Source organism: Blautia sp. TF10-30 (assembly GCF_003481245.1).
Lineage (GTDB): Bacteria > Bacillota > Clostridia > Lachnospirales > Lachnospiraceae > Fusicatenibacter > Fusicatenibacter saccharivorans.
In genome coordinates this window covers 1-13,560 of record NZ_QUKM01000021.1, presented here as the reverse complement: position 1 = coordinate 13,560, position 13,560 = coordinate 1, and the positions used below count along the sequence as shown (strand labels likewise).

Genomic DNA, 13,560 nt, shown 5'->3' with positions numbered 1-13,560 from the left:
CGCAAAAAATCCCCTGTTTCCGGGGGTTTTTTATACACTCCGGACAGAGGATTTTTCTTATTTTCTACTTATTTCAATACATTTTCCAATTTAACAAAAAGGTTATTCATCTCCTGCACCACACTCTGCAGACTCTTTTCCCCGACATAGTTTCCAATCGCAAACAATGCCTTATACAAAAAATTAACCGCCCCCTGCAATTCTTCGTTTTGCTCTTTTGTTTCTTTCCGAAGCTGCTGCAGTTTTTCTGCCATCGGAAACAATTCCGCAAGAATCTGCTCTTTTCGTGCCCGGTCCGACGGTTCATCTGTCTCCATTTCTTCGAGATCATAGTTATCTGTTCTGCCGCATTTTCCCTTGCACACTGCGCAATCCGGATTCAGACGGTTCTTTTCTGCCTCCACGCGTACAATCCAGGATTTCCCCTCTTCTTCCCTCAGCTCTTTTTCCGGATTTGCCGCACAAATTCCGCCAAGCAGAATCTCATGCGTGGCTTTGTCCGGGCGGTGACCATTGCTGTCACCGCTGGAAAACTCCTGCGATTCACCTTTTGCTGCTTCTCCTCTTCCATCTACCGACCGGGCCAGACCGATCAGCGCACCAAGAAGCTCCTTTTGTATCTTCGTCATACTCATTTTTCTAATACCTCTTACCGAGCTTTTCATTTTTTTCGTCTTACATATTCCACAAAGCAGAATGTACCAATTGTAAAAATACTTTTAAGGGCACACGCTAATTACTATATCTGATTTTCTACAAAATTTCCCCCTCCGTAGAAATCACCACGGTTTTCACCGGAATCTTCTTTCCACTCTCTTTCAGTGCCATCTTCACGGCACGCTCCATTCCTGCGCAGCACGGAACCTCCATGCGTGCAACCGTGATACTCTTAATATCATTGCACATAAAAATCCGCGCAAGTTTCTCGGAATAATCGATATCGTCAAGTTTTGTACAGCCTACGAGAACGACATGATCCCGAATAAAATCCTGGTGGAAGTTTCCATACGCATACGCTGTACAATCCGCCGCAACGAGAAGGTCTGCTCCTGCAAACATCGAAGCCCGCTCCTGTACCAGCTTGATCTGCACCGGCCACTGGCGGAGCCGGGACGGAACTGCTGCAGAATTTTCCTGCGCATCTGCACGGTCAATCGCCCAGCTGTTTTCACCTGCTTTTCCTGCTCCAGTATTCTCCTGTCCGGCCGCCTCTTTTGCCTTCCGCTGGTTCTCTTTTACCGCCTCCTCATCGTACGGCAGCGCCTCCCGCTCCACAAACGAAATCGCATCTGCCGGACAGACCGGCAGGCAGTCACCGAATCCGTCGCAGTAGTCATCCCGGATCAGCTTTGCCTTCCCGTCAACCATTGCAATCGCACTTTCATGACAGGCATGCGCACAAAGCCCGCATCCTGTACATCTGTCTTCCTCTATCTGAACAATTTTTCGAATCATCGCTGAATCTCCTTTTTTCTCTTTGTTTCTCAACACCTGTTTGTTTCTCAACTATGATATCATACTTTATCCCTGTTTTGACAGTTGTTTTTTCTAGTAGTTTTTTCCTACAATACCAACTCTTCATCCAGTGCCAGCGAATAAATAATTTTCTCTTTCACTTTCTTCCCTGTCGTCCGCTCCAGTGCCTGCTGGTAATAGGCGAGCTGTTTTTCATACCTCTTTTTCAGCTCCCCGACTTCTTTCACACGGTCCGTTTTGTAGTCCACAAGAACCATCTCATCCCCCTCCGGGAACCATGCGTCAATGATTCCCTGCACGAGAATGGTTTCGTCTTCCGGATAGGACGGATCTGCCTCACTTGCCGGAACGGACATCACAAACGGCTGCTCCCGTTTCAGGGTTTCATTCAAAAAGGCATTCCGCATCCGCATTCCAACCGAACTTTTTGCGAAAGCGAGGATCGATTTGAAATAAATGCATTCCGCTGCTTCTTTCGTCATCTTTCCTTCTGCAATCAATTCCTCCGTCTGTGCCATCAGCTCTGTGATGCTGTACGCTCTGCGGTAATCGAGACATTCCAGCAGGCGGTGGTACGCCGTTCCGCGGTCAGAGCCCGTCAGAGCCGCAACATGATCCTTTTTCATAAAGTCCGGCACAATTGGTACGAGTTCTTCCTGCGCGAACAGCTCTTTTCCGATCTCGGATTCCTCCATCCCGGCCTTCTTCAGCTGTGAAACGGTAACCTTTACCGGAATCTGTTTTTCCTTCTCATACGGATACTGGTAGGCAAACCGCTCCTCCACAAGTTCCTTCAGCGCCGCTTCTCTCGGCGGCTGCTTCGGAATTTCCATGATCTTCTGCTCATTCACCGCGCGCTCCATCTGATGCAGCACTTCTCCCTCAACAAGTCCTGCCGGTGATACAAGGCGGATCGTTACCGGAATTTTCTCTGCATACAGCGGATTGTCCGCATTCCCTGCCAGACCGAATTGTTCATACAGCCCGTCGAAACACCGGTTTCTCGAAAATGCCGGCAAAATCCAGTCGAGATACCCGGATGCACTGCTCAATGTCTGATATGACAGCAGCTCATCCTGCCGCCCCGCATGTGCCGCGCACTGCTTCACGCGGCTCTCCAGCTTCGACGCCATGCCCGTCATAATCAGCTTCTCCTTCGGGCGCGTCATGGCAACGTAAAGCACCCGCAGCTCCTCCGCCAGATTTTCCAGCTTCATGCTCTGCCGGATGATCTGCCGCGGCAGTGTCGCCTGACGGACGCGGTGCTCCGGATCGATCGCATCCGCGCCGATGCCCATCCGGGAATGGAGTACAAGCGCCGCACGGCTGTCCATCTGGTTAAACGATTTGCCCATGCCCGAGAGGAACACAACCGGGAATTCCAGTCCTTTACTCTTGTGAATACTCATGATACGCACCGTGTCTGCGCTCTCCCCGTAAATATTCACCTCGCCGAAATCGACTTCATACTTCTGAAGCTGCTCGATATAACGGATAAAGTTGAACAGTCCACGGTAACTCGTCGCCTCAAATTCCACCGCCTTTTCCACCAGCATCTCCAGATTTGCCCGCCGCTGCACACCGCCCGGCATTGCAGATGCATAGCCGCCGTAGCCCGTCTCCTCGAGAATCTGTGTGATCAGCTCATGGATCGGCGTATACGGCACGCGGCTTCGCAGCGTTTCCAGCTGCTCCAGAAAACTTCCAAGCTTCTTCCGAAGCGCCTCATCTTCCCCTTCTGCCGCATATTTTCCACACGCCTCATAAATTTTTACGTCTTTATCCACACAACGCACCGCAGCAAGCTCTGCATCAGTGCATCCGCAGATCGGCGAGCGTAAGATTGCCGTAAATGGAATCTCCTGGCATGGATTGTCACACAGATGCAGGTAATTCAGCACCGTCACGATTTCCTGCGTGGAAAAGTATCCCGTTTTTGATGTGCTGTACGCCGGAATTCCCGCCGCCTGCAGTACGCGCGAAAACGTCTCCGCCCATCCGCTGACCGCACGAAGCAGAATTACGATATCGCGGTACTGAATTTTCCGGTATTCCCCGGTCTCTTTGCCCACGACTTCCTCATTTCCGACCATCTCGCGGATGCGCGCGGCAACGGCAGCCGCCTCCGTTTCCATCTTTGTCTCACGCGACTTATCATCTTCCAGCTCGGGCGCCTTGTCATCCAGCAGAAGAAGTTCTGTTTCATATGCCGCATGCCACGTTTCCGTCTTTTCCTCTTCCATTTCCGGCAATGCAGGAAACGCTGCTCCCGCATGGAGACTCGCCGCCTCATCGTACGCGATGCCGCCGAGTTCCGGACTCATCAGCTTGCGGAATACATAATTCGCCGTCGCAAGCACCTCCGGCCGGCTTCGGAAGTTTTTGTCGAGATCAATTCTCTGCTGGCTTTCCCCGTCCTTCGCATACGTATGATATTTTTCCAGAAACAGCTCCGGCCGCGCCAGGCGGAATCCGTAGATGCTCTGCTTGATATCGCCAACCATAAACCGGTTCCATCTGCCTTCCTCCTCGCCGGACACTGCAGAGAGCAGTGCCTCCTGGATAAAGTTGCTGTCCTGATACTCATCGATCATGATTTCGCGGAACTGTTCCGAAAGCTCCCGCGCCGCATCGGTCCGCACCAGACGGCCGTCCTCCTGCTGCACAAGAATTTCGAGCGCAAAGTGTTCCAGATCGGCATAATCAAGAATATTTTTGCTCCGTTTTTTCTCTGCAAACGCTTTCGCAAACTGCTCCGTCAGATCGATCAGCACGCCGATCGGCTCCCGGCAGTCCGCAATCTCCTCCGCAATCTCGGCGCTGTCCTTCTCGAAAAACTGCTCTTTTAATTTCTGCAGTTCTTTTTTGCATACATCGCGCTCTGCCTTCACCTGATCTTTCAGCGCCTCGCTCACATCGTCTGCCTTTTTCCGCGAAAGCGCTTTGAACTTCATTCCGGCCATCGCGCGCACCATTCCGTCGAACGATTCCGTCTCGATCAGCTCTTCCACCATCTGCTGATCTGATGCCAGCGCCTCGTCATACAGATACGGTCCGCCAGGGCTTACCGCCGTTTTTCGGTTTTCCTCAATTCCTTCCAGAATACTCGAGAGCCGCTTTTTCGCCTCAGCCATCAGTACCTGTACCCAGATGCTTTTCTGCACCGCCTCCGGCGAATCGATCTGATACGCCGCCCGGCACTCTTCGAGCCACTGCTCCGGCCACGGATAACTCATGGAAAATTCATACAGCTTCAGCACGAGCGCGTCGAGTCCGTCATCCTGTTTTCCCGCCGCGTAGCTCTCCACAAACCGTGTAAACGCAGGATCTTTTTCCGCAAACCGCTCCTCCATCACCTTCTGGATCACGTCACTTTTCATCAGACGGATCTCTCCCTCATCCGCCATGCGGTATACCGGATCGAGATCGATCATCTGAAAATAATTTTTTATCACATACGAACAGAAGCCATGGATCGTGCTGATCTGTGCATGGTGAAGCAGGGTCTGCTGCCGCTGTAAATGCTCATTCTCTGGATTTTCCTCGAGGCTCTGCTGCAGGGCGCGGCCGATTCTCTCTTTCATTTCTCCCGCCGCTGCACGCGTAAAGGTCACGACAAGAAGCTGATCAATATCAATCGGGCGCACGGGATCTTTTACCATCGCAAGGATCCGCTCTACCAGAACCGCCGTCTTTCCGGAACCTGCCGCCGCGCTGACCAGAAGATTCCGGTCTCTCGTATCAATGACTTTCTGCTGTTCCGCTGTCCATTTTACTGCCATTTATCTCTCCCTCTTCTTTCTGGCTGATTACTTTCTCATACATGGAAAACTGCATTTCTCTTTCCTTTCCGGAAGGCAGTCACTCCTTTTGATCACTTTGTGTTATCTCCTGCATCGCCTTCATCAGCAGTTCCGTGTCCATGCCCTTCAGTTTGCGGTACTCGTATCCCTGAATTTTCTGGTCAAAACCGCAGATTCCCTGATATTCACAGTACGCACACGCCGTCGCACCGTCCCGCTGATACGGGGAAATTTTTACATTGCCCGAAAAAATGCCCTCGCCGATCTCACGCACCTTCTTTCTGGTGTACGTACGGATCACATCAAACTGCTCCGGCGATGCTACTTTCGAATAGCTTGTATAACTTCCATCCTTCTTCTTTCCAACCGGAATCACATCGGATGTCGTTCCGTCCTCAAGCACGCGGTCGAGAAGCTCCACAACTTTCCGGTCCGCATTCACAAGACCGTCCATCCGCAGCGCTTTCAGCATCCGCCGGCCCCACGCCTCGTCGGTCTCATCCTCCTCCTGATCGAGCATCGGATCATCAATATGATAATAGAACACGCCCGCCGGCTCCACCTGCTTGCCGGGATGCTTTTTCTGCTCCAGTTCCACCGCCGCATCGAGATAAACAGCAAGCTGCAGCTGCAGTCCATAATAGAGCGCCACCAGGTCGAGCGACGTATTTCCCGTCTTGTAATCGATAATTTTCACATAGACCTTATCGTCCGTCTCGCAGAGATCCACGCGGTCAATCCGTCCGCGCAGACGCATTTTCTCATGCTCCGACAGATCGATGTTGATCGCCGACAGCGAGTCCTCCATCGAGAACGAAACCTCGAATTCCCCTGGCTCAAATTCTCCCTGCCGGATCTGCTGCTGCAGTGCCCAGACAGTTCGTTTCAGGATCCGCTTCACGCGGATAATGCGGTACTGATTCCGGCTTGAACTCTGAAAAATTGTGTTTCCATAGTCCGCCATCGTCTCCTCGACACACTCCTCAATCAGACGGTCACGCGTGTCATCGGTCACCGTCTTCCAGGTCTCACCGTTCTCCTGCAGTTTTTTCGAAAACTTCTCAAGCGCCTCATGCATGACCGTTCCCATATCCGCCGCTTTCAGCTCATACTGATCCCGCTCGCGGATCTGAAGGCCGAACTCCATAAAGTGGGCAAACGCACACGCCGCATACTTTTCCAGCCGCGTTGCACTGTTTTTTAACGTATCTCCGTACAGTGCCGATGCCGCACTCCTTCCGATTACGCCGTCCGCACACCGCAGAAACGCCGCTTTTCGATACGTCTCCGCCGGAATTCCAGCCTCCGGGTGCGCCGCATACCAGCGGTAAAGCTCCTCAAACAGCGGATCGATCTCTCCCTCCGCCGCTCTGCCAAGCTCCTCCAGAAACAGTGCCTCGCCGGAACGCGGCATTTCCAGTTTTTCCTCCGGTTTTTCCTCTTTTTCAATATCCCGCACTGGAATCTCCGGGAAGAGTTTTCGTATTTCGTTGATCAGATACGACGGATTCTGCGCCTCGCCGGACGCGCCCGCTTTCGCAAAGGAAAGGTACAGCCGCTCCGACGGTTTTGTCAGATTTCGGTAGAGATGGAATTTCTGCTGATACATCGTCTCCCGCGCCGTCGGGGACAGCTTCGCATCCGCCCGTTCCAGCTCCTCGCGGTCATATTCCGAGAGAATGCCGCCGCCCGCGTCGTGGCGCGGAATCAGCCCGTCATTCACGCCGACGAAAAACAGCACGCGGATGTCCTTCAGACGCGACCGTTCATTATCACCGATCAGTACCTGGTCCGCCGTCGGCGGAATAATACCGACAGATGCCTCCGCAAATCCCGCTTCCAGAATTTCCTGATACTCTGCCAGCGTCATCTTCTCCTCACCCAGCACCTCGACGATCTTGTCCAGCAGCTCCATGACGATGCCATAAATCTGACTGTATTCTTTTGCAAATGCCTCCTGGCCCTGCTGTTCAAACTGCTGCCGCCGCTCCTCGAGTTTTTCCTGCATCTGATTCTGTACCGCCAACGCGTACAGGGCCTCCGTCCGCTCCCGCACCGTGGCATCTTTTTTCTTCATCCGCTCCGCAAACGGCTGCACTTCAGCATAGAACTTCTCCCGCAGAAGATTGCGCTGCGGCACTTCATCCGGCTTGATGCCGCGGTAGCCCCTCGTCCAGGTTTCCCCATACGCTTTCAGCCCGCGGATACCAAGCGCGAGCACATAGTTTTCCATCGCATCCGTCTCCTCGCGGTCCAGACTCGAAAGACCGCAGCGCAGATAGCGGAAGACACTCTCGTACGAAAAACTCTGTACCACCATCTCGATCGCCGCACGCAGAAATTCCACGAACGGATTCATCAGCACGGAATGCTTTTCGTCCACGAAATACGGAACACCACATTTTTCAAAGATTTCCCGCGCATACGTGCCGTAAACAGAAAGATCTCCGGTCAGAACGGCGAAATCCTGGTAACGCATGCCCTCCTCGCGCACCATGCGGCGGATCAGACGCACCGTCTCTTCCAGCTCGGCACGCGGATTCGGCGCGACGCTGATGTAGATGCCCTGCTGTTTCGCCTCGTATCCTGCTGCCGGATTTCCTGTCTTTGCTTCCGTTCCTGATTCTGGTCTTTTTTCTATTCCATTTCCGGAAAATCCTCTCTTTCCATACCGGAACAGTCTCTGCTCCAGCTGATCCATCGTGCTTGCCGGCTGAAAACGGCCATGTCCCGAGCGTCTGACCCAGATTTCCGGCTCCACCGGGCACCCTGCTTCATCTGCCGCTTTCATGAGCTGCTGGACAAGCTGGCGGCTCATCGCAAAAAGCTGATGCGGAATCGCCTTTTTATACGGGTCCTCCCGCTCATCCATAATAATCGTCACATAAACCTTCGCACAGAGCCGGAACAGTTTTCCAAGCACACCGATCTGCACCGGCGTAAATCCGGTAAACCCATCCACCAGCACCTCACTGTTTTTGATCAACGCCGATTCTTCCAGCTTCCCCGCCAGAACTTCCAGCACATCCTCCGCCGTCACATAACGGTTTTCCAGATATTCCTCAAACGCGCGGTAGATCACACCGGTGTCCTTCAGTTTTGCCGCCAGCAGCTTTTTCTCCCCCGTCTCTTCCGCCCACGCATCAAGCTCGGACGGCGCAATCTGGTACTGCTTCAGCTCGGAGATCAGCGATTTCATCTGCGAAACCGCACCGGTTCTTTTTAACGTGCTGCCAAGAATTGTCAGCTCCTTTTTCTTTTCCTGCGCAACGCGCTTCACCACGAGGCTTTTTCCCGTCTCTTCGAGCACCGGATACAGGCTTCCGCCGGTCTCCTCAAAAATACGGTAGGCCAGACGTTGAAAACTTAAAATATCAATATTTAAAATTCCGCCCGCCGGATGCAGAGACACGAGTTCTTTCTGCGTCTGCATCGTAAACTGCTCCGGCACGACGATCAGATAATTTTTCTCCGGGTGGCGCGCCGCTTCCGCCAGGATTTTTTCATACACATACCGCGATTTTCCGGCCCCCGAATTTCCCATAATAAACTGCAGACTCATATCTTGCTCCTCCTGTTCTGATCCATTTCTGCCCCAAAATAAACATAGCTACAGTATAGCAGACTCTTTTTTTTGATGCAATCAACCTGCTGTAGAACAACCTTCATAAAAACCATTCTTCCCACATACATTATAGTAAAAACGCCCGCCTGTTCCGCCCCCGCTTCCCGCCCCGCAGACGGCTTTTCAAAAAGGAGTGTGCCCGCCCATGAGTTCCAAAACGAAAATTGTTGTACTACATATGAAAGAAGTGGTTTACACCGCTGTTTTTCTTGCTCTCGCGCTGATTCTTCTCGTGGTGTTTCTGATCATGTTCTCCGGGAAGAAGGATTCTGCGAAAAAACCTTCTGTCACCACTGCTGCTTCCGCCGAAAATGCACGCTACATTCCCGGCATCTACACCTCCACGATCTCCCTCGGCGACCAGACCTTCGATGTGCAGGTCAATGTTGAGCAGGACCGCATCACCGCGATTTCACTGAATAACTTAAGTGAAACCACCGCCGCCATGTATCCGCTCATGGAGCCCGCGCTCGATTCCATCGCAAGCCAGATCTATGTGAATCAGACGACGGAAGGCCTCATCTACGGAGAGGACGACCGCTACACCTCCGAACTGCTCGTCTCCGCGATCAATCAGGCGCTCGAACAGGCTCAAAATCCTTCCTCCTCAGAATCCTGATCTTTCCATGCAAAAAGGCCTCGAAGCATTCTTCTGCTCCGAAGCCTTTTTTCTGTCGTGCATCTCAAAATTTGATTGTCTGCACCAATTTGGATTATCTTTGTTTCTTTCCGTATTTCCTGTTTTGTTTTTTACAGCTGGTCGAGTTCCTCTCTCCAGAGCTTCACGCACGCATCACTCGGCATACGCAGGTCGCCGCGCGGGGATACCGCAACGCTTCCGACCTTCGGGCCATCCGGCAGGCAGGAGCGTTTGAACTGCTGCGCGAAAAATCTCCAGTAGAACATTTTCAGCCATTTTAAGATCGTCGCATCATCGTAGACACCGGCAAATGCAAGTTTTGCCACACGGTAAATCTTGAGCGGTTCGTACGTCACACGCAGCATATAGTATAAGAAGAAATCATGAAGCTCGTACGGTCCGACGAGATCTTCTGTTTTCTGAGAAATGACACCATCTTTCGGCGGCAGCAGTTCCGGGCTGACCGGCGTGTCGAGCACATCCAGAAGGATATCGGAAAGTGCTTTTTCCCCGCAGGTGTCCGCATAATACTGCACCAGATGGCGCACCAGGGTTTTCGGTACGGACGCATTGACGGCATACATCGACATATGGTCGCCATTGTACGTTGCCCAGCCAAGTGCCAGCTCGGAAAGATCACCAGTTCCAATAACCATACCGCCGGACTGGTTGGCAAGATCCATCAGAATCTGGGTTCTCTCACGCGCCTGTCCGTTTTCATACGTCACATCGTGTTTCTCCGGATTCTGTCCGATATCACGGAAATGAAGATTGACAGCCTCCTTGATATCGATCTCTTTTAAGGTTGCGCCAAGGCATCTCGTCAGCTCACATGCATTCTGATACGTACGGTCTGTCGTTCCAAAACACGGCATCGTTACAGACAGGATCTGCTTTCTCGGAATCCCGAGCAGATCAAATGCTCTTGCCGTTACAAGCAATGCCAGCGTCGAGTCAAGTCCACCGGAAATACCGATGACTGCGCTCTGGCAATGGGTATGCGCCAGACGTTTTTTCAGTCCCATAGCCTGGATATTTAAAATTTCATCGCATCGCTGATCGCGGTTATGCTTGTCTGACGGTACGAACGGTCGCGGATCAAAGTAACGGGTCAACTTTGTCTCTTCTATTGCCAATGAAAATCGAACGATCTGATATCCATCGGTTCTCTGCTCCGGATACGTGGTCATCCTTCTGCGCTCACTTGTCAGACGATCCACATCGAGATCTGCGCAAATGATCTGATTCTCAAATCGTTTTGCCTCGGCAAGAATGGTTCCGTTTTCAGCAATCAGATGCTGTCCTCCAAAGACAAGATCTGTCGTCGACTCGCCCTCACCTGCTGTCGCGTATATATAGCCGCAGATCAGACGCGCCGACTGTGCGCTCACAAGACTTCTCCGGTAACTGTCTTTTCCAACCATTTCATCACTGGCAGAAAGATTTACGACCACTGTCGCACCTGCAAGCGCATGCGCTACACTCGGCGGATTTGGAGTCCAGAGATCCTCACAGAGCTCTGCCGCAACCTTAAGACGCGGCATTTTTTCACACTGGAAGAGCAGATTCATGCCAAACGGAACCTCTTTTCCAAAAAATTCCGTTGTTGTCACCGCTTCTTTTCCCGGCGTAAAATGACGCAGCTCATAAAATTCATTATAGTTCGGCAAATACTTTTTCGGTACAACACCGAGAAGCTCTCCGTGACAGAGCACAGCGGCTACATTGAACAGCTTTCCGCCCTGTTCCCACGGCAGTCCGACAAAAATCAGCGCATCGGTCTCTTTCGTACCATCGGCAATTTCCTTTAATCCTTCTTTCGCCGCATCAATCATCTGACTCTGCCAGAATAAGTCACTACAGGTGTAGCCGGTGAGAGCCAGCTCCGGGAGCACCATCACCTTTGCGCCCTCGCCCTCCATTTTATGAATCGTTTCCAGAATGACTCTCGTATTTTCTCTGACATCCGCTACCACTACCGCACAGGAAGCGGCGGCAACTTTTACGAATCCCTGTTTCATCTCTTTCTTCCTCCACTATCTGGTTCCCTGTTACAGATTTTCTGCAAACAGAAGCTCTCACAGCCTCCGTTTCGCCTGAAACAGTACTGTTATTTGCTCTTACGCAATAATTCTTTCAGATCCTCGGTAGAAAATTCATAGGCGCTGTTGCAGAAATGGCATTTCAGCTCCACCGGTTTTGCTTCCTGAATCATCTCGTTCAGTTCTTTTCTTCCGACCGCTATCAGCGCTTTCGATACACGCTCACGGCTGCAGTTGCAGTAAAACTGGGTCGGCACGGTATCGTTGATCACAAGGTCCATGTCTCCAAGCAGTTTTTCAAGAATCTGCTCCGGAGTCAGGCCCTCGTCAAGGAATGCGGTAACGGAATTGACTTCTGCCAGACGCTGCTCCAGTTTTTCAATGACTTTCTCATCGCAGAACGGCATCAGCTGAATGATAAAGCCGCCGGCCTGACGGACGGTATTGTCTTTGTTCATCAGCACACCGAGTCCGACGCTGGACGGAACCTGCTCACTCGTTGCAAAATAGTAGGTCAGATCCTCTGCGATCTCACTCGTCTGCAGAACGCACTGTCCGACGTACGGCTCTTTCAGTCCCAGGTCTTTGATGACATCCATGAATCCGACGCCGACAGCACCTGCCACGTCAAGTTTTCCTTTTTTGTTGGCCGGAATCACGACGTCCGGGTTTCCGACGTAACCTTTTACATTTCCTTTGGAATCTGCTGTTACGGTAATGCCGTTCAGCGGTCCGCCGGCATGGATGCGCAGGGTCAGAAGGTCTTTATCTCCCTTCATCATAACGCCCATCATTGCACCTGCCGTCAGAAGGCGGCCCAGCGCTGCGGTTGCAACCGGGCTCGTGTTGTGATCCTGGCGTGCTGTCTCTACGGTTTCTCTTGTTGTCGCTGCAAACGCACGAATCTGTCCGTCTGCCGCTGTTGCTCTTACAATATAATCCATGTTTCTCTCCTATTTCTCACTTTTTCCTTTTTCTCTTGCTACGACATAAATACGTTCGCTCTCCGGTCTCGGCGCATCCTTTGTGAATGCATCGTAGGCCGTTACAAACTCCATGCCTGCCTCTTCCAATAAGCGGCAGATCGTCGCAAGATCATACGCTCTCTGATAATGTACCTCCTCAAATTTACGGTACAGATCGGAATCTTCTCCCTCCGGGATGAAAATGGCGAGCTCATATTCGTTGATCTCTTCCTCCGGGTCATAGTAATTGTCCCAGATAAAGCTTGCCTCCTCGCGGTTTTCCGCAATCGTAGTCTCACCCATCTGTTCATATTTATACTTGGTATTCAGATCAAAGATAAACATGCCCTTCGGGTCCAGATAATTGTTGACGAGCGAGAAGACTTCCCGCAGATCGTCTTCCTCCAGAATATAGTTGATGGAATCACAGATGCTCACAACCGCCTTCACGGTTCCGTAGAGCTCAAATTCCCGCATATCCTGAAGCAGATATAAAATGTTTAAGCCGGACTCGGCGCGTTTTTCACTGGCAATCTCGAGCATATCCTCAGAATTGTCCACGCCGATCATATCGTAGCCCTCTTTGGCGAGCAGCTCGGTCATATTCCCCGTTCCACATCCAAGATCGAGCACCAGTCCGTCTTCCACCTGATATTCTTTTAAAAGCTGAATCAGATATTTGCTCCAGGCAGGATAATCCACGTTGTCCATGAACATGTCATATACCTGGGCAAAACTGGTATAACTTTCATTCATCTTTCTTTTCTCCTTCATCGTTTACAGTAGCTACGCCTTATTGTATCACATCACACAGGGCAACTCAATATACGAAAAGACCTGCAGGATCCCTGCAGGTCTCATTCACTCCCCGAGTTGGGCTCGAACCAACAACCCTTCGGTTAACAGCCGAATGCTCTACCATTGAGCTATCGAGGATTATTTAATTGAAGATATTTGATATACCTTCAAAACCGCATACACTACACATCTATCATTCCATCTTGTGAAC

Annotated in this window: 8 protein-coding genes and 1 tRNA gene; 1 reads left to right on the top strand and 8 read right to left on the bottom strand. The window is 51.5% G+C overall.

The features are described from left to right. Window positions 1–68: 68 nt before the first annotated feature. The 4 genes from DXD02_RS14320 to DXD02_RS14305 all read right to left on the bottom strand — a co-directional run bounded on the left by DXD02_RS14320 (window position 69) and on the right by DXD02_RS14305 (window position 8,841). Window positions 69–635, bottom strand: a complete 567-nt coding sequence (locus tag DXD02_RS14320; protein ID WP_117761899.1) for a hypothetical protein — start codon at window positions 633–635, stop codon at window positions 69–71. Between the two features lie 118 nt (window positions 636–753). Further along, window positions 754–1,455 (bottom strand): ATP-binding protein, encoded by a 702-nt coding sequence (locus DXD02_RS14315; protein ID WP_117761898.1) that lies wholly within the window; start codon window positions 1,453–1,455, stop codon window positions 754–756. Between the two features lie 107 nt (window positions 1,456–1,562). Next, window positions 1,563–5,258, bottom strand: a complete 3,696-nt coding sequence (gene addA, locus DXD02_RS14310) for a helicase-exonuclease AddAB subunit AddA (protein ID WP_118667025.1) — start codon at window positions 5,256–5,258, stop codon at window positions 1,563–1,565. 79 nt (window positions 5,259–5,337) lie between these two features. Beyond that, window positions 5,338–8,841, bottom strand: a complete 3,504-nt coding sequence (locus tag DXD02_RS14305; RefSeq protein WP_118667024.1) for a PD-(D/E)XK nuclease family protein — start codon at window positions 8,839–8,841, stop codon at window positions 5,338–5,340. Between the two features lie 208 nt (window positions 8,842–9,049). Between DXD02_RS14305 and DXD02_RS14300 the strand changes: the two genes are divergently transcribed. Continuing rightward, on the top strand, window positions 9,050–9,523 hold the full coding sequence (locus tag DXD02_RS14300; RefSeq protein WP_118667023.1) for a hypothetical protein: 474 nt from the start codon (window positions 9,050–9,052) through the stop codon (window positions 9,521–9,523). A 131-nt stretch (window positions 9,524–9,654) separates the two neighbouring features. Here the strand turns inward: DXD02_RS14300 and DXD02_RS14295 are convergent, their stop codons facing one another. The 4 genes from DXD02_RS14295 to DXD02_RS14280 form a co-directional block, all read right to left on the bottom strand. Then, complete coding sequence (locus DXD02_RS14295; protein WP_118667022.1) at window positions 9,655–11,565, bottom strand: NAD(+) synthase; 1,911 nt, start codon at window positions 11,563–11,565, stop codon at window positions 9,655–9,657. Window positions 11,566–11,654: 89 nt separating this feature from the next. Then, window positions 11,655–12,530, bottom strand: coding sequence for an Hsp33 family molecular chaperone HslO (gene hslO, locus DXD02_RS14290; protein ID WP_022462421.1), 876 nt, complete (start codon window positions 12,528–12,530; stop codon window positions 11,655–11,657). Window positions 12,531–12,539: 9 nt separating this feature from the next. Beyond that, a complete protein-coding gene (locus DXD02_RS14285; RefSeq protein ID WP_117509992.1) occupies window positions 12,540–13,307 on the bottom strand; it encodes a class I SAM-dependent DNA methyltransferase in 768 nt (255 codons plus the stop codon). A 108-nt stretch (window positions 13,308–13,415) separates the two neighbouring features. Next, window positions 13,416–13,487: transfer RNA gene (locus DXD02_RS14280), tRNA-Asn, on the bottom strand. Window positions 13,488–13,560: the final 73 nt, after the last annotated feature.